Raw genomic sequence first — 22,084 nt, forward strand, 5'->3', positions numbered from 1 at the left:
CAGCAAAAAAAACCGTGACACCAAAAAAAGTAGCACCAAAAAAAGTAGCACCAGCAAAAACAGTTGCAGCGCCAGCTAAAAAGACCGCCATAAGCGCACCAGTTCTGCAAGTACCGAAGACTGTTGCAACGCCAATGAGCCCGGTTAAACCAGTCACTGAACCAAAAGTAAAAGCAAAGAAAGCCAAACTGGTCCGCGATAGCTTCACCATGCCGGAAGATGAATATCAAGTTCTGAGCGACGTCAAGAAGGCCTGCCTCAAGGCTGGCTTGGCAGTAAAGAAAAGCGAACTGTTGAGAATCGGCGTTGCGCTGATCAAAAACCTGGACAATGCTAAGTTGAAAGCCGCGATTGCCAGCTTGCCGTTGGTGAAAGCCGGACGTCCAAAAAAAGAGAAATAACCCGGGGTTGGGCTAAGTGGTATGCTTAGCGTTGATTGCCCAGTAATGTGAAGCATTACGATTAGCTATAAACCACACTGCAGATATAGCATAGCCATCATACAAAAAAATCCCGATATCACTATCGGGATTTTTTCATTCAAGATCAAGGCAGCAAGCAAGCCTGCTAAAACGACAAAGACAGTTTTTAAGCCTTTTTCAATTGCTCCCGAATCGGCAAATCGCGGATCCGCTTGCCAGTTGCGGCAAAGATCGCATTGCATAACGCAGGTGCAATCGGCGGCGTTCCGGGCTCTCCCACGCCACCTAACGCCATGTCATAGGCGTGTTGGACGATATGCACGTGGATATCCTTCGGCGCAGCGAGTGAACGCATGACTTCATACTCATGAAAGTTACCTTGCACTACCGCACCGTTTTTGAAGGTAATCTCACCGCTCATCGCCAGACTCAGGCCCATGATGCAGGCGCCTTCAACTTGCGAGCGGATACGATCAGGTGTGATAGCTGGCCCGCAATCGATAGCCACGTCAACCCGAGGAATACTGATCGTGCCATCATCGCTGACAGCAACCTCGATCACAGCCGCCACATAGCTCATAAAGCTATACGCGACCGCCAGACCCAATCCGTGTCCCTTGGCAACTTTACGTCCCCAACCAGCTTCACGCGTAGCGAGTTCCACCACATTACGCATGCGACCGGCGTCGAGCGGATAAAGCGTCGGCGATTCCCCATAGTTGGTGGTGTCGGACATGTCTTTCGGAGCGATTTTGCGTGCTGGTCCAATCAGTTCCAGCAAATATTCGCGATGATCACGCTTAGCCGCAGCAGCCAGTTCAGCAACGAACGATTGCACTGCAAAGGCGTGAGGAATGTTGTAGACGGAGCGGAACCAGCCAATACGGGTATGCGCCGGTACTGGCGGTGCTTCTACCCGAATGTTTGGAATCACGAAAGGAATATTGATTGCACTCATTCCCAGTTCGCCAGCCGATTCACCCATCGCGCCCAGGACGAAAGTAGATGAAATAGTCGGCGCAGCGCTACGATGCAACCAGGCTAGTGGCATGCCTTTATCGTCAAGCGTAGTTTCAAGATGTTCCAGCGATACAGTATGCAAATAGTCATGACGCAGATCATCTTCGCGGGTCCACGTCAGTTTTACGGGCTTGCCATCCATTGCTTTCGACAGCAGCGCGGCCTCTGCTGCGAAGTCTGGCTTCGATTTACGACCGAATCCACCACCGAGCAACGTAACATTGATTTTTACATCCTCGGGTTTCAAACCAAGGGTTCCGGCAACCGTCTTAAGCGTTGCCTGCGGATTTTGAACACAGGCCCAGATTTCACATTTGCCGTCAACAATGCGTGCAGTTGCCGCTGGCGGTTCCATGCTTGCATGGGCCAGATGCGGAATATAATATTCGGCTACTATCTGTTTTCCAGACTTTTCCAGCACAGCCATGGTGTCGCCGTCATTACGCATGACTTTGGCTGGTTTGCGTGCGGCTTCTTGCAGCGTTACCTTGAAGGTGGTTGAGTCATAAGCAGCATTTGGGCCGTCATCCCATTTGATCTTCAATGCCTCGCGGCCCTTGATCGCTGCCCACGTATTACTGGCGATGACGGCAATGCCGCCTAGGGGATTAAATAAGGCCGGTGGCGGACTGCCTTGCAATTCGACGATTCGGATGACGCCCGGTACCTTCATCGCATCAGCCGAGTCAAAGCTGGCGACTTTGCCACCAAATACTGGAGGACGCGCGATAACCGCATACACCATTCCATCTATCCGGGTATCGATACCGTATTGGGTATTCCCCGTAACGATATTTTGAAAGTCGACGCTAGAGAATTTGTCTTTGCCGATGTACCGAAACTGCGCCGAATCTTTCAGGCGAATGAGCGCGGGTGCTGGTAAAGGCAACTTAGCTGCATCGGCAGCCAATGAACCATAACTGAGTTTGCGACCGGATTTCGCATGATGAATCTCATGATTTTTGGCGCTGACTTCTGAGACTGGCACTTCCCAACGATTCGCTGCTGCGGTTTCCAGCATCAGACGCGCAGTGGCGCCCACCTGACGCATTGGCGTGAAAAAGTGGCGCATGCTACGGGAACCATCGGTGTTTTGATTACCGAAACGACTTTCGTCAGCATTTGCCTGGACCACACGGACGCGACTCCAGTCAGCCTCAAGCTCTTCAGCAACGACGAGCGGCAGACTACTACGGATGCCTTGGCCCATTTCCGAGCGATGGGCAACGATCGTTACGATGCCATTGGTTCCGATTGAAACAAAAACGAGTGGATTGTCGACTGTGGCGCCCGACATTGCCGCGCCACCATATTTTTTTTCTGGGACCGGTACATCAGCAGCGCTGACAAGGCCGTGAACACCCACGGTCAGCGCAAGACCAGTGAACGCACCGGCGCCTTTCAGCCACGATCGACGCGAGATGGTGTGTGCACCAGTCTGCGCAGCGCTAATTTCAATGGCTGATGTTGACTCAAAATGCGTTTCTTCATTATCAAAGGTTGCGCTCATTTTGCGACTCCATTATTGGCGGCGACTTGCTTGATGGCAGCTTTGATACGGGTGTAGGTACCGCAGCGGCAAATATTGCCACTCATTGCGTTGTCGATTTCTTCGTCTGTCGGTTTCGGTATGGTTTTCAGCAAAGCGCTAGCTGACATTATTTGTCCGGCCTGACAATAACCGCATTGCGGTACGCCGAGTGCAACCCAGGCTTGTTGAATCGCTTTGCCCAAACCATCGTTGGCGATCATTTCGATAGTGGTAATTTTTTTTCCTACCGCTGCACTGATTGGTGTCACGCATGAGCGTATCGGTGCACCATCAAGATGGACGGTGCACGCACCACATAGCGCCATTCCGCAACCAAATTTTGTCCCCGTTAAACCGACATTGTCGCGCAGTGTCCATAAGATCGGCGTGTCTTCTGGTAAGTCAACAGTATGTTGCTTGCCATTTATATTTAATGTTGTCATTTTGTTTTCCAACTTGAGATGTTTGCCTAATGATGGAGGTGGTCATGACCCAGCCAGTCCCTGGCATAGATGTTGATGGATTGTAATCTTGCTTTCGCTTTCATGTTGAAAAGTATGGGTTTTGCCGCTTTTTTGTTCTGTTATAAAACTGCTCGTATTGATTCGTCAGGGTTCTCGACGCAAACTTTCGCTTGCGCGCGACCCCATGCTGTAATATTCGCTCATCAAAAAATTTGCTTTCTGAGGATTCATGTCCGTATTTCAAAAACCGATCGTCATGCTCGATTTCGAGACCACCGGGTTGAGTCCTGCAATGGGCGACCGTATCACCGAAGTCGCAGCGTTACGAATAGTGGAGGGCAAAATAGTCGAGCGCTTCGTGTCGCTGGTTAATTGCGGTGTAGTGATTCCGTCGTTTATTTCGCAACTGACAGGTATCTCTCAAACAATGGTCAATAGCGCACCGCCGGTCTCTAAGGTGATCCCGGAACTCTTAAAGTTTATTGGTTGCGATGCGTTGGCGGCACACAATGCTAGTTTTGACGCAAAGTTTCTCTTGGCGGAGAGCGCTGCGCTGGATTTGCAGCCACGTTATAACGCATTGATTTGCTCGTTAAAATTGTCGCGCCGCGTGTTTCCGGGGATGACGAGCTACAAACTTGGATCGCTTGCGTCTGCGCTGCGGATTCCATTTCACGGCACAGCGCATAGAGCAGAAGCCGATGCTGAAGTATCCGCAAATTTACTACTTCATGTTGCTAAAAGCTTGTCGCAAACCTATCGTGTGTCATCGATAGATCCGGATTTGCTGGTATCGGTGAATAAGTTAACCGCTGCAAAGGTGCCAGATTTTCTGGCCCGACAATTATCAGGACGCGCTTGAGTGTTGAGTATTCAGTATTGATGAGTCTTGAGTCTTGAGTGTAAGAACTAAGCTCTGGCGAGTATTGCCGCTTCATAAACTGCGAAACGGTGGCATTCCACCATCGTGCGCCACCATCCACACTTACATTGAACTATCTGTAGCGAGCGGATGTGTGGCGTTTTTTGTTTTTGTCCTATTTCCTTTTACAACTCGGAAATAAAGCGCATCTTAAAACTGCGACCTTTAATATTGCCATTACTCAAGCTAGAAAAAGCGTGTTTTGCCATGCGACGCTCGAGTGCGACATACGTCATGAATTCAAATACGCTGATTTTTCCTACTTGATCTTTGGTCAGGCCAACATCGCCGGTCAGTGCGCCCAAGAGATCACCCGGACGTAGCTTGTCTTTTTTGCCGCCCATGATGCATAGCGTCACCATTGGCGCTTGTAGTGGTCCGCCTTCGGCAGGCTCTAGCGTAGCCAGATCAAACCAGGTGACCGGTCCTTTTTGATAGTCTTCAATTAGCTTGACCCATTTTTTTTCATTTGGCGCACACAGACTCAGCGCAAGGCCTTTGTCATGACCGCGACCAGTGCGGCCGATGCGATGAATATGCACTTCAGTATCCTTCGACACATCAACGTTGATTACCGCTCCCAAAGTCTGAATATCCAAGCCACGTGCGGCGACATCGGTAGCAACCAATACCGAACAACTTTGATTAGCAAACTGCACCAAAATCTCATCGCGTTCGCGCTGTTCAAGCTCACCGTATAACGCCAGCGCACTAAAACCCTGATCGCGCAATTCCGCGGCTAATTCGCGGCAATGAATTTTGGTGTTGCAAAAGGCAATTGTTGACACTGGTTTGTAATGATTCAGCAACTGTGCGACCGCTGCGTTACGGCCATCGTAAGAGACCTCATAAAAGCGCTGTTCAATCTGGCCCGAATCATGTTGGGCCTCGACTTTTACCTCAACCGGTTGGCGTAGAAATTCAGCACTCGCTTTGCGTATATCATCGGGATACGTGGCCGAGAACAGCAGCGTCTGACGGCGCTTCGGACAAGCACTGACGATTCCTGAAATTTCTTCGTAAAAGCCCATATCAACCATGCGATCAGCTTCATCCAGAACCAGGGTTTGCACTGTCGACAAATTGATGGTGCCGCGCCCGATATGGTCGCGTATCCGTCCAGGTGTGCCGACAATGATGTGCGCGCCGTGTTCCAACGACCCAATTTGTGGTCCCATCGGCGAGCCGCCGCAGAGGGTCAATATTTTGACGTTATCTTCCAGGCGTGCCAATCTTCGCAATTCTTTTGCTACCTGATCGGCGAGTTCACGGGTTGGACATAGAACCAGTGCCTGAATGGCGAAATAGGTTGGATTGAGTTTATGCAGAATCCCGATACCAAACGCGGCGGTTTTGCCGCTACCCGTTTTAGCCTGCGCTATCAAATCGCGTCGCTCCAGAATCACAGGCAGGCTTTGTGCCTGAATGGTCGTCATTTCGTGATAACCGAGACTGTCGAGGTTACGCAAAAGCGCTGGTGACAAGGGGAGATTGGAGAAAGAGGAAGTAGTCACGGTGGCGTTAGTCGACAGAAAGGGGGAGGGAAGTCTAACAGGCGCACCGGTTTAGGGCCAGATATGATGGCTTTTTTGATGTATTTTAATATCTAAAAAGCACTTAAGTGACGTTTATCGCATCCAAATCGAAAAATGCAAGCACAAAATAGGCGTTTTTATTTATATGTTCGATTTTTTCGATAATAGATATGAAAACTTTCCGTTTTTCTTTTGATTTGTTGTCGATCATAATTAGACCTATCGATGCATCAATAGGCGTTACTTAGGTAAGTGGTGACCATCATTGCGAAGCTATCGACATTATCGAAATAATCGTCAATTCAGAAACGGAGAGCATCATGTTACAAGTGCGTAAAAGCGGTGATCGCGGTGTAGCCGACCACGGATGGCTGCAATCCAGACATACATTTTCATTTGGTCACTATCAAGATGCGCAGCACACCGGTTTCGGCCCGCTATTGGTGATCAACGAAGACAGAGTTGCGCCAGGGCAGGGCTTCGGGACGCATGGTCATCGTGATATGGAAATTATTTCCTATGTGCTCGATGGTGCATTGGAGCACAAAGACAGTATGGGGACGGGCTCTGTATTGCACTATGGCGATGTACAACGGATGAGCGCAGGAACAGGCGTAAGGCATAGCGAATTTAATAGCTCACCTTCTGAAGCACTACATTTTTTGCAAATTTGGATAGAGCCAGACGTCAAAGGCATTCCACCTGGGTATGAGGAGAAGCATTTCACTCCAGCGTCCAAACAAGGTCAGCTACGCCTTATAGCGTCATCTGACGGGCGCGACGGGACGGTATTGATACATCAGGACGCTTGCATTTACGCCGGCCTTTTGGGTCCAAAAGATGCAATTTCACATGCTTTAGCGGCAGGACGTACTGGGTATATACACGTGATACGCGGTGCGGTTACGGTGAACGGGATCGCGTTATTCACAGGTGATGCACTGAAAATTTCAGATGAATCGTTAATCTCTTTAAGCGATGCAGAGGCGGCTGAAATATTGGTATTCGATTTGCCGTATTAACTCTTTACTTCATCAGATGCGTGATAAAAGTAATGCCTGAAGTGAATGTCATCTTGAGCGGCGGCCCGATGTACAATTATTATGAGACTTTAAAGCGCGAATCGACGGCATGAGGTCCAGCAGTCCGCGTTTTAAATACCCCAAAATAATATCGTTGGGCTTGTTTTGGGGGAAAAGGTCATTATATCAAGGTAATCTGGAAGCGCTTTTAGCTACGCAGGCGCAATGACCAATGGTTTTTATGAAACCTATTAGCGTTCAGTATGGCAATTTACCGGCTTCAGCAGTATTGACCTCATTGCTACCGAAGAGATGACGTTAGGCGAAAAGGCAATGGTCAGCGCGCTTTCCTATTCTCGGTGTACGATGACTGAATTAATTCCAGCCTGAGTTATTTAATCTGTTGGCAAGGCACGTCATGCACCTAATGGCGTGCTTTTTATATTGAAGTAACGCATCGATCTATGAGCACCCACATTACACCTTGTAACGCCGCAGCAGCCCAAATCCACGAATCACTGGAATACGTCACCTCTTGCGAACTGCCGACTCCTTGGGCTACATTTCAGCTCCACGCTTTTATCGATCATCCTTCTGGTAAAGAACATCTGGCACTCGTCTTAGGCGATGTAACAGACGGTTTGCCGGTTTTAGCCCGTATCCACTCGGAATGCCTGACTGGCGATGCGCTCTTTAGCCAACGTTGTGATTGTGGCGCCCAATTAGAAGGATCGCTCCAGCAAATTGCGGCAGAAGGGCGCGGCGCCATATTGTATTTGCGTCAGGAAGGACGTGGAATCGGATTAGTTAATAAAATTCGTGCTTACCGCATTCAGGATTCTGGTGCCGATACCGTCGAAGCGAATCAGCAATTGGGTTTTGCCGATGATTTGCGCCACTACGGTATGTGCGAGCCAATGCTGCAGCATTTGGGAATCAAGACATTGCGTCTGATGACTAATAATCCGCGCAAGATGGACGCACTTAAAAAGATGGGCGTGCCGGTAGTTGAGCGCATACCGTTGATTTTGAACAGAAATCCGTTTAATACCCGTTATCTGGATACCAAGTCGGCTAAATTAGGGCATTTTTTGCCAAATGAGGGCGCTGAACATCAAGATGAAAGTGTCTGAGAACGCACCTTGAGTGCACATTTATAAGATAGTTTATGCAGCGATATTTAGAACGGCGCACTGATTGTTTAATACCCGCGTTAGGCGTTGTTAGTGGTTAAAGGTTAAACCTAAAGACTAAACTTAGCCGATATTTTCTATGCGGCAATCTAGGTTTTCTATCAATCCATCTAATTCTTATTGGAGAGTGCCATGCGCAAATTTCTTTCAACAGCCTTATTAGGGAGTGCGATGCTAATAACATCGTTTGCCGCTAATGCCGGTGAAATAGCTTTTAGTCAAACTGCATTCGAAAAATTACAAGCTGAAGGCAAGCCCGCAATTGTTTATTTTCACGCGGACTGGTGTCCGACTTGCAAGGTACAAAAACCTATCGTTGATAGTCTGTTAAAGCAGCCGGATATGCAAAGTATCACTCTGCTTGTGGCGGATTACGATAAAGAAATAGCGCTCAAAAAAGTCATGCATATCAGTCAGCAATCGACCTTTGTTGTCTTCAAGGGTGGCAAAGAAGTGACGCGCGCGACCGGGCAGACCACCAAAGCAGCAATCCAGGCGACGTTTGCGCAAGCACTTTAATGGATTTTGGACTTGCTAGTTACGGTCTGAGTTTTGTGGCGGGTGTTTTGTCCATTCTGTCACCCTGCGTTTTGCCACTCGTCCCCATCCTGCTTACTTCAGCAATCACCGCACATCGATTTGGCGTGTTGGCACTTGCTGCTGGACTGGCACTCTCGTTTTCCCTATTAGGCGTATTCATAGCCGCCATTGGCGCATCAATTGGCTTAGGTCAAGATACATTTCGCCTGGCTGCCGCAATCTTGTTTATTTTGTTTGGGCTATTGATGGTGTCAGCGAGCTTGCAGCAACGTTGGTCTGCGGCGTTGGCTGGTATCGGAGGGTTGGCCAGTGATGTATTGTCCCGCGTGCAACTGGACGGTATTCCAGGCCAATTTGTTATAGGATTACTGCTTGGCGTGATATGGACTCCCTGTGTTGGACCAACTTTAGGAGCCGCAACAACGCTGGCTTCGCAAGGTAAGAGTCTGCCGCAGATTGCATTGCTAATGATCATTTTCGGGATCGGTGCCGGATTGCCTTTGATAGTACTCGGCATGGCGTCACGTGCTGGATTTGGACGCTTCCGCGGAAAATTACTCACCTTCGGTCAATATGGTAAAACTTTACTCGGCGTCATGATGATGATCGTGGGTGGATTAATGCTGAGCGGTCTGGATCGCGCTCTTGAAAGTTGGTTGCTATCTATCAGCCCAGATTGGCTAACCGTCTTGACGACAAGTATGTAGATGGGTTGCTAGAACAATACTTTGCTAAAGAAAGATATACCAATGACGAATACGCATTCTGGTGTTGATGGTAGCGATCCCGCTGAAATCATCAAAGAGATGCACTTGTATCTGGAAGATATTTTTCTCGGTCAACAATTTATATCCGCCTCGCATCAAATGACTGCGGAGGAAATCAAACGCTTTGCACATCAATTCGATCCTCAGCCGTTTCATTTGGACGAGGTTGCCGCCCAAGATACGTTCTTTGGCGGCTTGGCGGCAAGCGGTTGGCACACTGCGGCGATCACAATGCGCTTACTGGTAGAAAGCGGAATGCCGCTGGCTGGTGGCATTATCGGTGCGGGCGGAGAAATTACCTGGCCCAAGGCAACCCGACCCGGCGATGTGCTGCATGTAGAGAGTGAAGTAATATCTCTTACGCCATCGAGATCCCGTCCTGACCGCGGCATGATACAAGTTAGATCCCAGACAATAAATCAAAGCGGAGATGTTGTGCAATTATTGGTCGCAAAGCTGATGGTATGGAGCAAACAAGCTAAGGATTAACGACTGACAAAACATTCTCGGTCCCGATCTCTGTCGGCGTTGCCAAGTCTTGGATGCCGGTTTTTAGCGACGATCAATTCGGCATTACAAAAAACGAACTTAAGGTAATCCGTAGTGACCAATTCAACGACAAATGTGATCAAGGCCATGACGATCGAATCATGCACAACTGACGCATGCACCATTGAAACCTGCCTGGAAAAGTTAAGGGTACGTTTAGCTAACGGTCAACGCTTTATTCTTGGGATTGTTGGTCAGCCAGGCTCTGGTAAATCGACATTCGCACAAGCGCTCGTGGCGGGTTTGCATGGACGAGCGATAGTGGTGCCGATGGACGGATTCCATCTGGCAAACAAGGAATTAGTCCGTTTAAACCGGCAGAGTCGTAAAGGTGCCGAAGACACCTTTGATAGCGCCGGTTATGCCGCACTACTCAACAGGCTGCGTCATCAAGCCCAGGATGAGGTGATCTATGCCCCAGAATTCCGCCGTGAGATAGAGGAGCCGATTGCGAGCGCGATTGCCATATCCGCAGACATACAACTGGTGATAACGGAAGGAAACTACCTTTTACTGGACCGAGGCCACTGGAGCAAGGTTCCCGGCTTACTAGACGAAACCTGGTATTTAGCGATAGAGACCGATTTGCGGCAACAACGACTGATTGCGCGCCACATGCAATTTGGGCGTGATAAGCAGGCCGCGCAAGAGTGGGTACAACGGACGGATGAACCGAATGCTGTTTTAATTGAATCGACACAAGGGCGCGCCGACAGGGTGTTCAATTGGGTTGCTGGCGAAAGTGGCATTTCTCGCTGATCTGGCGGACGCGGTTGCGTCCGCTGAGCCGGTCAAGTTGTTTGTTGCATTTTTCAACGTGCCACTTTCTACCGCAATTTTCAAAAAAACATTTTTCTTAAAATTTATAAACTAACGTCAACTCTGGATAAACGCCGCTGCGGCCACCGCGACTGGCCGTCAGTACGCCAAACTCAGAAAAAATATGGGAGTTTGGTGTGTATCGGAATAGAAGAGAGGCGATCCGTTGATTGATGCCACTTTTATAATCATCATAGCGATAGCGGAAAATTGTCGATAAATCGCCGCGCCATTGATAGTTCAGGAAAATCAAACTTTTGCTGTGGATCGAGTTGTCCAGATCCGGGTTTGTTATATACGTAGCCGCGACTTGCATTTTTTGCGTCAGCATATATTCCACTCCCGCCTTTACCAAACTGGTCGTGCGCAGATCGCTAGTCGTAATCGGATTGTCATTAAGATCGCGCAGCGCCCCTGCACCAACTAATGTGGCAAAACGGGGCGTCCATTGAGAGTGAAGTTCCATCTCAAGTTTGGTTGAGTTATATGTCTGCTGCGTGGTTTTTAACGTGGTCGGCCGGTACGTGAATGTCAGCGAACCGACTTGCTCAGGGGTGATCGGATAACTATATCGAATGCGGTATTCATCGAACCAGTCGACAGCTGAAAAGTCCGTTATAGGGATTGAATAAGAATAATTAGATCGCCGATATCTGAATTCCAGAAAATTATTTAACGCGAAATAGTGTCTGTAAGTAGCCTTTTCATCTTTTCGTACATAGACGCCAAGACTCTCATCATTGACGTGTTCAAACTGAATATCCTCGCGCGAAAATAACGGTGTTCCGGCGCCATAAGTGGTGGTCCGAAACGCAAGATCCCTTTCGTAACTACCAAATATGCGTGGATTGGTGTCGCGTGCAAAATCGTAGGCAGCCTGTTTTACTTCGTCATCTTTCGGCCAGTGTTGTTGCGCGGCGGCATAATTTATTTTTGCCTGGTCGAAGTCATGATTTAATCGGTAGGTATTAGCGATTCCCAGCGCAGCATTTGGATCCTCCGGTTCAAGGGCTGCGGCTTTCTCGTAAGCTTGCCGCGATTCTTCCAGATGTCCCTCGAAGCGAAGTATCCGGCCAATGCCCCGCCATGCGTCCGCGTTTTTATTGTTTTTGGCGAGTTCGTCGCGATACGTCTGAATGGCTTGATTCCAATGGAATTCCTGAATCTCCTGATCCGCCTTTTCTGCATAGTTTTTTTCTTTTTGCTGCGGCACGACGTCAGTTTCGGCAGCTGATGCGACCATTGACAGACAAGCCAATAGTGCACCCCAAGACAACGTATTCCCCTTCGGTTTGAGCTTCATTGCTATATCCCTTGTCAAAGTATTTTTATCGTATTTTTTAGAAGCTTTTGTAGCTGAAATCTTCAGCGTGCGCCGGTGTTGTATGTCGTTTGTTAATGTGTAATACACACGCGACTTAGCGCCTGACTCACCATTCGTCACCCGATTTCCGAGTCAGACTTGATTCGTGTAATCCTTTCCAAGCTTGAGTTTTGCCAATGCGTCCCAGTGCGCATCGGTCAGATACTTTCCTGGCGTAATCCAGATATTAGTACTACCGCCTCGTCGGGCTGCACGTATAGAACGGGTAAGCTGATCTGCATCTATAGCGCCCTCCTTGTCATTCCATAATCCGATTGAATGCCAATAACGTTTTGCACCAAAATGACGACTAAGATATTTGGCTACTGTCCCTGTGACTTTAGGCGGCAAGCCATCCAGCGCAAAGTAATCCCACACCACCAACTGATCGACTAAAGGCAACAGCAAACGATAATCCTGACCGTTTTCAGTACTGTTGCGAGAGAGATCGTCACGACTCACACGGACATCAACTAACAGCTGTTTGCCGTAAGTGCGCGCAATTCTGGACAGTCGGGTAACAGATTTACTCACCTGTTCTGAGCGCCATTTTCCGATTGCCGGATGCAGTCGGTCTATTAATCCATTACCTTGCCGTGGCCAGTCACTCTGTCCAGACGCACTCGTGAATGCCTTGCGGCATCGTTCGTCATAGCAATGAACGTCGTAAAACAATTCGGTGATACAAATCGATTCAACTTCTGGCTTAGTGGCAAGCGCCCGAAATGCACCATCAAGTAATTCTCCATACTCTTCGTTCGCAAGGCACGTGGAGCAGACTATGTCGCGGCTTGCTTTTCCATTGATATCGACGGCGGCACAATGCGGATTGAGTTGTAGATAACGCGGCGCAAGCACGTCCAGCGTCACCGTTGTGGCGTAGCCCTTTGCAGCAAGCGAGGTGATCGTCTCGGCTAACATATCGACGTGCGATTCTTTTTGTTCTGGACTCCACCACTCCGTATTTCTATCCCATTTGTAATAGGTCCAGTCAGGTCGCCCTGCAGAAACGGCAACCCGATCAACGTGCTTTGCACCAGGCGATACCAGCAACGATTCCAAAGCCCTGCGCCAGTTGTTCCAATCCGAAAAGTGGATAGATACCGTCAGACTGCCCCCAATCGGTTTTTCTGGCTCGAACAATTCAGCGACCTCACTAAAATCGTCACCATCAAGCTGTATCACCGAGCTTACAACCGCCAAGCTGGCCACCGTGGCCCCACCCAATACCAACCGGCGTCGCCAGGGATCTTCGGGCGCAGCAATGGCGAGAGGATTTCTGCGCTCAAGTTTGTTCCAGTCTTCGTTATGGGCGCGTAATTCGGCCCAGATCGCGTAAATCACCACCGCGGTGTAAAAGTAACTCAACGGAAGCAGAACCATGGTGTAGGGCAAATACAGCAAGTCCCGCGGAGATTTATCTAATAGGATCGCCGTCACTGCGGCGATCAATAGCGACCCAAATCCCATGTATGCAACCCATTCCATGTTCTGCAGTTTGATGATACCGGCATGCATAGCGACGGGAAGCAGCAATAAACTCAGCATTTGCACAATCGGAACAATGATCATGTTGAACAAGTTCAGTAGCAAGTAGCCGCCGAATACACCGAATGTCGGACGGGCAATCATGTCCCGATGCAAAAAAATGATAGTGATATAACTTCTGACCCACCGTACTCTTTGTTTCCACAGACCACGCAAAGAGTGAGGGCACTCTGCGATCACCTTGGTACGTGCGCCATACACCACCCGCACACCGCAGCGATGCAGGCGAAAAGTAATTTCCAGATCCTCGCCCCATATCTCACGAAATCCTCCGATGGAGCGAAGAATGTCACTGCGCACCATACCAAGATTACCAGGGATTATGGGTAAAATTCTTGCCATTGAAAGAGCACGGCGTACCAGGCCTGTGCCTATATGTGAAGTCACCACCAGCATCTTCTGAAGCCACCCTTTAGGATTAAGCGGCGTGTCATTGCCACTCAATGCACCAATTGTAGGATCGGTAAAATACGCAACTCCGTTACCAATAGTATTTTTTTCAAATAAAGAGTCGGCGTCAGTAAACAAGATAATCTCACCGGTGGCGCGGGCAATGCCAGCGTTCAGGGCAGACGCCTTTCCACCGTTTTTTTTCTCCACATAACTAATCTGCCGATGGGCAATAAAAGGCTGAAGTTCGTGCGCTGTCCCGTCAGTTGATCCGTCATTGATGACGATCACTTCAAAATCGGGATAGTCGGAATCAAGGATTGACTGGATACTGGGATAAATTGTGCGCTCCTCGTTAAAAGCAGGTACAAGAACGCTTACCCGCGGCGTGTAATGGGCAGTTTTTGCCCTTGAGAAAAGCCGCCACTCCCAAAAAAGATAGGCGAACGCCAGGGGAAAATAAACGAGCGAAATGACACCGAAATAAAATGTAACGGCGCCAAATAGCAATATCGGAGTAAGCAGGAAATCGGTCATCCGCCCAGATATCCCAATGCATAAAGATCTACCATGGCATCGAAAATCTCCGGTGCTTTTTGGGTATGGGCGCCTATTCGCGCGTTGATCTCAAGAACATGCGCAACGCCATTGATATCGCGCCGAATATCCATATCAAGTGGACCGACTAACTTCAGAGTTCTAGCAGCGGAGAGGGCGAGATTGCGCACATCCGGTGCATTGACGCGTGTTACTTCCAGTGCGTTACCGGTACGTCCTTCCCGCAGGAGTGTTTTTTCGAAGATGACGGTTGTCACTTCCAGCGGTTGTTCTGGCGGAAGCATCATCAACACATCATATTCAGTGCCGGGCATAAATTCTTGCCATACAAGATTGTTGTCACCGGATTCAGCCAAGGGTGCGATTGGTCCATCATGTACCGCAACATCACGACCTCCCCGACCAACCCTGGGTTTGGATACGCACGGGAAGCCCAATCGCATCACTTCTGCCGAACCAGATTTGCCGATAGCACTCTTCGGTACAGCGACACCTGCAGCACCCAACGTTTGCGCCGTGCGCCATTTGTCGTCGCAAATGGCGACTGCCTCAGGATTTCCTACAAAAACCGCTATTCCGCGACGCCGATACAGGGCCGCGCGCTCGGCAATGAGAACGAGTTCCTCCTGTACTGTCGGAAAAAGCCAGCCTATATCGTGAGCAGCCAATAATGCATCCAACTCATCGATATAGCGAGGGTCGCGGACTGGCGGGACTAAGAAGAAAGCATCAGCACAGTGCTCGACTGGAACCATATCGACGGCGATCACGCGAAATCCCTTGTTCTTGAGCACGTGCATCGCAGCTTTACCGGAAAGGCCGCCGACGCCGGTGACCAAAACGTTTTTTGTTTGTCTCATCTTTGCCTCTGAAGGACCTGATTTATATCGTCAAGCCGTAAATCTGATGGCTTCGAATGCTTCAGCTGCGCGCAGACGTGCCTGACTTCCGCGCACTCTCGCTAAGCTTTGTACGATATCCTCTTCCATATATGGACGGGATAGGGTTTGACTTGCGTGACACTTCAACGCTTTAATTTTTTGTTCGAGATACAGGGAAACGTCGATAAAATAATTAGGCCGGAAATCGGGTGGCGTATTGGGGTTTTCGTAGCAAAGCATGGTCGGCACACGACGCGCTGCCTCCAGCGATGCCAGATAAACAGCATGATGATCAGCATGCAGATCATGGCGATTATGGGTAAATATCAAATCAGGATGAAGTTGGCGAGTGACTTCTTCAATCACGCGTTTAAGGTCATCCTGGCGGGTGCCTAATTTGGTGTCAGGAAATTCCAGCACAGTCAAACTATCAAGTTGCAGCACACGACCACCTTTTTCGGCTTCTTTTCTTCGTGGATTACCATTTTTTGCAGCGGCACCGTAGACGCCACCTTCGCCGACCGAAAATACAATGCCATGTGTTTCATGCCCTTCGACCTTGTAGCGTAGCAACGCCGCGCCGCAACCTAACTCGATGTCGTCGGGATGCGCACCAATGGCGAGAATGATCAATTTTTTGTTGGACTTCGTGATGCACCGAATCAACCAGATCAGGTTGAAAATGACGAACGCCAAAATGATGAACCCGATCAGTTCAAGTGCATACAGCACTGCTGATCCACTCGACGTTAGTTTGGCAAACTCAAACACGCTATTGGTTGGCAGCAATACAGCAAGAATAGGCAACGTACCCATCACGCGCCGCGCCGGGGGACGCAACCCTGACAACTCCAAACGGAATCGGTAGAGTTGATAAGCCACGAGTAACAAAATGGCTGAGAAAAAACACAGAAAGATTGGTTCTTGGGAGGAAAACATTGCTTTTCCTTTTTAGTTTTTATGAAAACCAAGACTACCGAAACTGCTAACTTACTTTCATCGTTCTGATCTCCCTATGATCCGCCCGACGAAATACTCCAGATAGCAACCATTGATTGAATCTACTAAAGATTAACGCTACTAAACCCAAATAAGGTTATCTTCTTAATAAGATATTATAAAAACACTACTTTGTCTAGACTAGATTTTATCTGAAAATATCCACATAAATGATGCGCGAAAAATGGGACAGAAAATGTGTTCAAGAGGGAGTTTTGAACTGCGTAAAACTTTCATTCGTCTTACGAAAATTCAATATAAGCAAAGCGCGTAGAATGAAAATGAGAATGAGGCATCTGACTTGGGCCAGCGATTGAGTAGACTACGAACGAAAACATTTTCTGCCAGCAGTCTTAGCTGAAAATCAAACCTTGGACTAGGGTCAGAGATATAAGCTGGTATCCCAAAAATTGAGGAGGCTATATGTCACAAACAGTGGTTGGTGTTTTCGATAATTATGAAATCGCTCAAGACGCTCAGCGGGCGCTGATATCATCTGGTTTCGAGGCTTCCAACGTACATGTTCGCATGCACGAAGCGCATATGTCGTATCGATCGCATGAATCAGATGTTCCCGCATCCGATAAGAAGCGCCGCGCTGTTGCTGGTGTCGCAGATAACCTTCGAGATCTTCTTGTTCACCTATTTGGTAGCCATCATGAAGACATTGGCCATTATTCTGAGGCGGTTCGGCGCGGCCACGCGGTGGTGGCGATTACGGTAGACGATGATGCGCTGGTGCCGATAGCGCAATCAGCCTTGCGCAATGCGGGTGCGTTAGATATCGAAAAACAAGTTGAAGGGTGGCGTCAAGATGGGTATAGCGGCTTCGATGCGGCGGCACGGCCTTATACGCCTGAGGAAGTGCTCGCAGACAGAGCCAAAATCAGGCCTGCGCTGGAGGACAACCCCGACATTGCGCAACAGTCCGAAAAAACAGAAGAGGCGGAAAGCTTTCCGTCACGTGCATACCCGTTCCAGCTGGTACAAACGCCCTATGACGACATTATGGGAAAATCAGGCGGCGTGAATGCTGGCGGCGCGGCTACCGAACCCACTGACACGCGCTAAAAACGTGGGGTCTGAAATTGCGAACACAGCGGACGCTATTGGCGTCCGTTTTATGTTTAAGCGCCGTCATGATCTTGATGATCACTTCTCCGCAATGCCAACTCACTAATTTTTTACGTTTGCATGCCACATTATCGGACAGGTCTACGTATCGTTTACCGATCTTGCAACTGTATGGCAACTGTATAACGACGGTGATGATGCATCTCATCAAATTACCCTGTCAAAATAATAGGTCCCACGGTATATTTATTGTCACAAGAAAACAATAGAAAGAGCCGCATGCGAACGAAATCGAATGTCGTTGTAGCCGCCAGTTTGCTGACAATGTTAACTCTCCATGGCGGGTTTGCCATTGCTGCCGCTAAGACACCTAAGACACTCGTTTTCTGCTCGGAAGGCAGCCCTGAAGGGTTTGATCCGCAGCTTTATACAACGGCTATTTCATTTCAGGCTTCATCAGTGCCAGTGTTCGATCGATTGGTGGCCTTTGAAATAGGGACCACTAAAATTCAACCTGCATTGGCAGAATCCTGGAAAACATCTGCTGACGGTCTGACTTACACTTTTCAATTGCGTCGAGGTGTCAAGTTTCAGGGTAATGCCCGATTTACCCCGACGCGTGATTTTAATGCCGATGACGTCGTGTTTTCCTTCAACCGTATGGGCGATCCCAATCATCCGTTCCACCAACTCCCGGCAGGGCAGAGCTTTGCCTATTACCTGGATATGGCGATGGATAAAATCATCGATAAGGTGGAGAAGCGAGATGACTACACCGTTGTGTTTACGCTAAAGCATCCAGAAGCACCGTTCATTGCCAATTTAGGGATGGATTTTGCCGCAATTATGTCGGCCGAGTACGCCGAAAAAATGAAGGCACTCGGCATGCAGGAAATCATTAATCGCGAACCACTCGGTACCGGCCCGTTTCAGTTTGTGTCATATCAAAAGGACGCCGTGATCCGTTACAAGGCTTTTGACGGCTATTGGGGTGGACGTCCCAAACTCGATAACCTGATCTACGCCATCACACCGGATGCATCGGTCCGGTACGCTAAACTAAAAGCTAACGAGTGTCAGGTCATGACCTTGCCAAAACCAGCGGATGTCCCTTTGATGAAGGCTAATCCAGACGTCACGGTACTGAGCAAAGAAGGCTTAAACGTTGGCTACATCGCCTTTAATGTGGAAAAAAAGCCATTCGATAACAAGTTGGTCCGTCAGGCCTTGACTATGGCGATTGATAAGACCGCCATAGTTAATATTGTCTATCAAGGCGCAGGACAATCGGCAAAAAATCCGATCCCACCGACGCTCTGGTCCTACAACGATAAGGTTGTCGACGTTGTTTATGACCCGATTAAGGCCAAAGCGCTATTAACCAAGGCAGGTTATCCGAATGGTGCCGAGGTAGAATTATGGTATCTCCCCGTTACCCGTCCGTACAATCCCGATGGCAAACGTATGGCAGAATTAATCCAGTCGGATTGGGCAAAAATCGGGATCAAAACCAAGCTTGCTACTTACGATTGGGCGGAATATGTTAAGCGCAGCAATCAAGGTGAGCAACAGGTCATGATGTACGGCTGGAATGGCGACAATGGCGACCCGGATAATTTTTTTGCTACATTGTTGGGTTGTGACAGTATTAAAGGCGGCGGCAACAAAGCGCGCTGGTGTAATCCTGCCTTTGAGACGCTGATACAAAGCGCCAAGCGCACACCACATCAGGCCGAGCGCGCAATACTTTATGAGAAAGCGCAACTTATTGTGCATGAAGAAGCGCCCTGGATTTCCATCGCACATGCAGTACGTTATGCAGCCATCCGTAAAAACGTGATCGGATTCAAAATGTCTGTGTTCAGTGAATATGAATTCCAACATGTTGATTTAACGCAATAGACCTATTGCGAGCGTTTTATTGGCATGAAATGTGATGCTTGGGAAGTGTGACATTCGCACCTCCTCGCGCAATACAAGCATGGGGCGTGGGATTGATGAACTAACGTGCCTCCCCACTACGGCGCAAATTTTCACTCAAATAGTGCATTCATAAAGCTAGAATGGGGCGTATTACAGCTATCTACTCAGCTAAAGTCGCACCTAAGCCGTTTGCTTAAGGCCACTAATCAACTGATCAACTAATCAACTAATCGACCAATGCAATGATCGTGAGTTGGCTAAAGTCCGTCGATGAGTGTGATACATCATCAAAAATCAATACAAATAACCACTACATCGATTTTGCTGGAACAATGCTTGCTTAGTGTTAAGTTTACCCATTCGATATAACTGCCCCATGATGAACCTCGCAAAAGTCTTTTTGGTCGGTGCCGGTCCCGGCGATCCTGATTTGCTGACTTTAAAAGCAGTCAAAGCAATTGCCAGCGCCGATGTGATTTTGGTCGATGATCTGGTCAATCCCGCCATACTCGAGCATGCTAAGTCTGATGCCAGGATCGTGCATGTCGGCAAGCGTGGTGGGTGCAAATCCACGCCGCAAGCTTTTATCGAGCGCTTGATGATTGCCGAGGCACAAGCCGGGCAATGCGTCGTCAGGCTAAAAGGTGGCGATCCCTTTATGTTTGGCCGCGGCGGAGAGGAGCGTGACCATCTCATGGCGGCTGGGATTGCTGTCGATGTAATCAATGGCATTAGTAGCGGTTTGGCAGCGCCGTCCTCAATTGGCGTACCACTCACCCATCGTGACTGGAGCCAAGGCGCGATCTTCATAACCGGTCACGGCAAAACGCCCGAATCCAATCCGGATTGGGCGTTACTGGCCCAAACCGGCCTGACGCTGGTGATATACATGGGCGTGGCCCGCTGCAATGAAATACAAGCTGCGCTGATGGCTGGTGGCAAGGCCGCATCGACTCCGGTAGCGGTGATTCAGTCGGCTACCATGGACGCGCAATCGCAACTCATTACCACGTTGGGCGAGTTACCGGCTGCATTGGCAGCCGCGCAACTCGGCAGTCCCAGTATTATTGTCATCGGAGATGTGGTGCGGTGCGCGATGAACACGGTGGCTTCCGACCTGGTTGATCATTTCGATCAATCTTTGGCGCAATATTCTTAGCAACTCATCTCAACACTCCACCAAAGTCACATCCTTGTTTCGGGAGCGGCAATCGCCATAGCCGCCATATGCAGACCAGCGATGCGTTTGAAGTCATCTGAGATACGGTGATCTTTGCACACCTTATTCCAAAATTGATTAGCAAGGTTCGCCGCAACCGGCAACTGACGTAAGTCGAGGCGATCCAAACCGGATAAAGTGAATGTGCGTTCTATCACTTCGCCTTGTGCATTTGGCCGATACATCATCGGCAGCATGTCGTAACATGGCCTCAAGGCAAAAAATCCCTCCACCGTCCAGGACAAAGAGAGATTACCCGGATGACGATCAGTATTACCAATTAACGCGCCGTAGACGTCCAGTAACTGGATCACGACCAAGTCAGCCTGAGATAACTTTTTCCGATTAGCGAGCATCGTCGCGACAAATGACCAGGTTTTTTCAGCGGCTCCCGTTTCACCGATCAACCCCGACAACGATATCATCGGCGTTCGTCCAGCCGTGCCGATACGATCAAAGCGGACAGACTCCAGAAACACGCGATTGCCAGCAACTAAAATGCTGGAAGCGGCAGCCGGTATGCCATTTTCGCGCAACATCGCGATCGCCAGATGTTCGGCAATCAGCAGATCGCCCCAACGTCGACCACCGGCCGTGCGAATGTCGGGAGAAAATTTGACGATCACCGCCGACGGTGAATCATCCGTGACGCGTACAATAGCGGTAGTGAATTTGGGTTGCTCGCCTCCCGCAGATGAGCCAACAGTCTCACCTTTTAATGCACGTTCTGCTAATTCAGGATAGCGCGTGTCGCGGTCAGCCTCTGCAAGCAGATTGCTTTGCGTAGGCGACTTGCGCTCCAGAAAGCGGCGGTAGGATTCATTACCAACGACAAGATCGCCCATATTATCTTCGCCGCGTCGGGCTAAATAATACAGTGCGTCGTCATCCGTCCATTCCAGAATGTCTTCTGGCAGATGCAAATCAGCGTTTTCGCGCGGTGCCATGCGCCCCAAAAAACCTTGTGGCCGACTATCCTGTAGGAAATACGGCAATCCTTCGCAGGTAAAGACGCTTTTGTTGCCTGTAAATTGGTACGCGTACCAATGACCTGATAAAACGGTGAGTTGCGCGAAGTCTTCAGGATGTCCATCGGCATCGATACGAAAAATAGGCAGCGACGGGCCAACATCACGAATGGTACGTGCCAGCCCGTACATGGTCGCCCGTGCAGCGCCGATTGCAAGAATGTCGTTGCCAGCGGTCGGCCACAACCGTGAAAACGTCGGCTGGCTGATACCAAGTGCGGAAGAAAGCGTCTTCGCATCAGTCGGTTCCTTAGCAAGAAGTTGGCGCAGCGCCGTTATCTGATTTTTTTTGTTATTGAATAACATATGAATAGATA

General features: G+C 49.2%; 19 protein-coding genes. 11 read left to right on the forward strand and 8 right to left on the reverse strand.

The genetic code is table 11. The features are described from left to right. The coding region (locus QN379_RS20890) for a hypothetical protein (RefSeq protein WP_416348559.1) at positions 1-401 on the forward strand (401 nt) is incomplete at its 5' end. Between the two features lie 187 nt (positions 402-588). Here QN379_RS20890 and QN379_RS20895 read toward each other — a convergent pair. Both QN379_RS20895 and QN379_RS20900 read right to left on the reverse strand, forming a co-directional pair. Continuing rightward, a complete protein-coding gene (locus tag QN379_RS20895) occupies positions 589-2,952 on the reverse strand; it encodes a xanthine dehydrogenase family protein molybdopterin-binding subunit (RefSeq protein WP_322238755.1) in 2,364 nt (787 codons plus the stop codon). Next, positions 2,949-3,416 (reverse strand): (2Fe-2S)-binding protein, encoded by a 468-nt coding sequence (locus QN379_RS20900; RefSeq protein ID WP_322238753.1) that lies wholly within the window; start codon positions 3,414-3,416, stop codon positions 2,949-2,951. The genes QN379_RS20895 and QN379_RS20900 overlap by 4 nt, the downstream gene beginning before the upstream one ends. Before the next feature lie 250 nt (positions 3,417-3,666). Between QN379_RS20900 and QN379_RS20905 the strand changes: the two genes are divergently transcribed. Further along, positions 3,667-4,299, forward strand: a complete 633-nt coding sequence (locus QN379_RS20905; RefSeq protein WP_322238751.1) for a 3'-5' exonuclease — start codon at positions 3,667-3,669, stop codon at positions 4,297-4,299. A 185-nt stretch (positions 4,300-4,484) separates the two neighbouring features. Here the strand turns inward: QN379_RS20905 and dbpA are convergent, their stop codons facing one another. Further along, positions 4,485-5,873 carry an ATP-dependent RNA helicase DbpA gene (dbpA, locus tag QN379_RS20910; RefSeq protein WP_322238749.1) on the reverse strand — a complete coding sequence of 463 codons (1,389 nt, stop codon included), beginning with the start codon at positions 5,871-5,873 and terminating at the stop codon, positions 4,485-4,487. 341 nt (positions 5,874-6,214) lie between these two features. Between dbpA and QN379_RS20915 the strand changes: the two genes are divergently transcribed. From QN379_RS20915 to QN379_RS20940, 6 genes are all read left to right on the forward strand, one after another. Next, positions 6,215-6,916, forward strand: a complete 702-nt coding sequence (locus QN379_RS20915; RefSeq protein WP_322238747.1) for a pirin family protein — start codon at positions 6,215-6,217, stop codon at positions 6,914-6,916. 464 nt (positions 6,917-7,380) lie between these two features. After that, positions 7,381-8,049, forward strand: coding sequence for a GTP cyclohydrolase II (gene ribA / locus QN379_RS20920; protein WP_322238746.1), 669 nt, complete (start codon positions 7,381-7,383; stop codon positions 8,047-8,049). Between the two features lie 192 nt (positions 8,050-8,241). Further along, positions 8,242-8,628: a thioredoxin family protein gene (locus QN379_RS20925; RefSeq protein WP_322238744.1), complete on the forward strand. Its 387-nt coding sequence runs from the start codon at positions 8,242-8,244 to the stop codon at positions 8,626-8,628. Beyond that, a complete protein-coding gene (locus QN379_RS20930; protein ID WP_322238742.1) occupies positions 8,628-9,356 on the forward strand; it encodes a cytochrome c biogenesis CcdA family protein in 729 nt (242 codons plus the stop codon). Before QN379_RS20925 ends, QN379_RS20930 begins: the two co-directional genes overlap by 1 nt. Positions 9,357-9,455: 99 nt before the next feature. Beyond that, entirely contained in the window at positions 9,456-9,905 is a 450-nt protein-coding gene (locus QN379_RS20935; protein ID WP_322240673.1) for a MaoC family dehydratase, read from the forward strand. A gap of 147 nt (positions 9,906-10,052) precedes the next feature. Continuing rightward, positions 10,053-10,724: a nucleoside/nucleotide kinase family protein gene (locus QN379_RS20940; RefSeq protein ID WP_322238740.1), complete on the forward strand. Its 672-nt coding sequence runs from the start codon at positions 10,053-10,055 to the stop codon at positions 10,722-10,724. Positions 10,725-10,821: 97 nt separating this feature from the next. Here QN379_RS20940 and QN379_RS20945 read toward each other — a convergent pair whose 3' ends face one another. From QN379_RS20945 to QN379_RS20960, 4 genes are all read right to left on the reverse strand, one after another. After that, positions 10,822-12,087 carry a tetratricopeptide repeat protein gene (locus QN379_RS20945; protein ID WP_322238738.1) on the reverse strand — a complete coding sequence of 422 codons (1,266 nt, stop codon included), beginning with the start codon at positions 12,085-12,087 and terminating at the stop codon, positions 10,822-10,824. 153 nt (positions 12,088-12,240) lie between these two features. Further along, on the reverse strand, positions 12,241-14,622 hold the full coding sequence (locus tag QN379_RS20950; protein WP_322238736.1) for a glycosyltransferase family 2 protein: 2,382 nt from the start codon (positions 14,620-14,622) through the stop codon (positions 12,241-12,243). Further along, entirely contained in the window at positions 14,619-15,503 is an 885-nt protein-coding gene (locus QN379_RS20955) for an ATP-grasp domain-containing protein (protein WP_322238734.1), read from the reverse strand. The genes QN379_RS20950 and QN379_RS20955 overlap by 4 nt, the downstream gene beginning before the upstream one ends. Before the next feature lie 30 nt (positions 15,504-15,533). Then, on the reverse strand, positions 15,534-16,463 hold the full coding sequence (locus QN379_RS20960) for a PIG-L deacetylase family protein (RefSeq protein WP_322238732.1): 930 nt from the start codon (positions 16,461-16,463) through the stop codon (positions 15,534-15,536). Positions 16,464-16,946: 483 nt separating this feature from the next. On the opposite strand from QN379_RS20960, the gene QN379_RS20965 reads away from it, so the two are divergent. The 3 genes from QN379_RS20965 to cobA all read left to right on the forward strand — a co-directional run bounded on the left by QN379_RS20965 (position 16,947) and on the right by cobA (position 20,679). Next, positions 16,947-17,594, forward strand: a complete 648-nt coding sequence (locus tag QN379_RS20965; RefSeq protein WP_322238730.1) for a hypothetical protein — start codon at positions 16,947-16,949, stop codon at positions 17,592-17,594. A gap of 282 nt (positions 17,595-17,876) precedes the next feature. Then, complete coding sequence (locus QN379_RS20970; RefSeq protein WP_322238729.1) at positions 17,877-19,499, forward strand: ABC transporter substrate-binding protein; 1,623 nt, start codon at positions 17,877-17,879, stop codon at positions 19,497-19,499. Positions 19,500-19,896: 397 nt separating this feature from the next. Further along, positions 19,897-20,679, forward strand: a complete 783-nt coding sequence (gene cobA, locus QN379_RS20975; protein WP_322238727.1) for a uroporphyrinogen-III C-methyltransferase — start codon at positions 19,897-19,899, stop codon at positions 20,677-20,679. A gap of 26 nt (positions 20,680-20,705) precedes the next feature. On the opposite strand, the gene yjjJ is transcribed toward cobA, so the two are convergent. Further along, positions 20,706-22,084 (reverse strand): type II toxin-antitoxin system HipA family toxin YjjJ (gene yjjJ / locus QN379_RS20980; protein WP_323507513.1); only part of this gene is annotated, 1,379 nt, incomplete at its 5' end.

The sequence above is a fragment of the Glaciimonas sp. Gout2 genome, from assembly GCF_035018905.1.
GTDB lineage: Bacteria > Pseudomonadota > Gammaproteobacteria > Burkholderiales > Burkholderiaceae_D > Glaciimonas.

What these genes read in the sequence shown, in the direction of transcription:
- QN379_RS20895 (WP_322238755.1), bottom strand. Translation starts at nt 2,952, where the DNA reads ATGAGCGCAACCTTTGATAATGAAGAAACGCATTTTGAGTCAACATCA.
- QN379_RS20900 (WP_322238753.1), bottom strand. Translation starts at nt 3,416, where the DNA reads ATGACAACATTAAATATAAATGGCAAGCAACATACTGTTGACTTACCA.
- QN379_RS20905 (WP_322238751.1), top strand. Translation starts at nt 3,667, where the DNA reads ATGTCCGTATTTCAAAAACCGATCGTCATGCTCGATTTCGAGACCACC.
- QN379_RS20915 (WP_322238747.1), top strand. Translation starts at nt 6,215, where the DNA reads ATGTTACAAGTGCGTAAAAGCGGTGATCGCGGTGTAGCCGACCACGGA.
- ribA (WP_322238746.1), top strand. Translation starts at nt 7,381, where the DNA reads ATGAGCACCCACATTACACCTTGTAACGCCGCAGCAGCCCAAATCCAC.
- QN379_RS20925 (WP_322238744.1), top strand. Translation starts at nt 8,242, where the DNA reads ATGCGCAAATTTCTTTCAACAGCCTTATTAGGGAGTGCGATGCTAATA.
- QN379_RS20930 (WP_322238742.1), top strand. Translation starts at nt 8,628, where the DNA reads ATGGATTTTGGACTTGCTAGTTACGGTCTGAGTTTTGTGGCGGGTGTT.
- QN379_RS20935 (WP_322240673.1), top strand. Translation starts at nt 9,456, where the DNA reads ATGCACTTGTATCTGGAAGATATTTTTCTCGGTCAACAATTTATATCC.
- QN379_RS20940 (WP_322238740.1), top strand. Translation starts at nt 10,053, where the DNA reads ATGACGATCGAATCATGCACAACTGACGCATGCACCATTGAAACCTGC.
- QN379_RS20945 (WP_322238738.1), bottom strand. Translation starts at nt 12,087, where the DNA reads ATGAAGCTCAAACCGAAGGGGAATACGTTGTCTTGGGGTGCACTATTG.
- QN379_RS20950 (WP_322238736.1), bottom strand. Translation starts at nt 14,622, where the DNA reads ATGACCGATTTCCTGCTTACTCCGATATTGCTATTTGGCGCCGTTACA.
- QN379_RS20955 (WP_322238734.1), bottom strand. Translation starts at nt 15,503, where the DNA reads ATGAGACAAACAAAAAACGTTTTGGTCACCGGCGTCGGCGGCCTTTCC.
- QN379_RS20960 (WP_322238732.1), bottom strand. Translation starts at nt 16,463, where the DNA reads ATGTTTTCCTCCCAAGAACCAATCTTTCTGTGTTTTTTCTCAGCCATT.
- QN379_RS20965 (WP_322238730.1), top strand. Translation starts at nt 16,947, where the DNA reads ATGTCACAAACAGTGGTTGGTGTTTTCGATAATTATGAAATCGCTCAA.
- QN379_RS20970 (WP_322238729.1), top strand. Translation starts at nt 17,877, where the DNA reads ATGCGAACGAAATCGAATGTCGTTGTAGCCGCCAGTTTGCTGACAATG.
- cobA (WP_322238727.1), top strand. Translation starts at nt 19,897, where the DNA reads ATGATGAACCTCGCAAAAGTCTTTTTGGTCGGTGCCGGTCCCGGCGAT.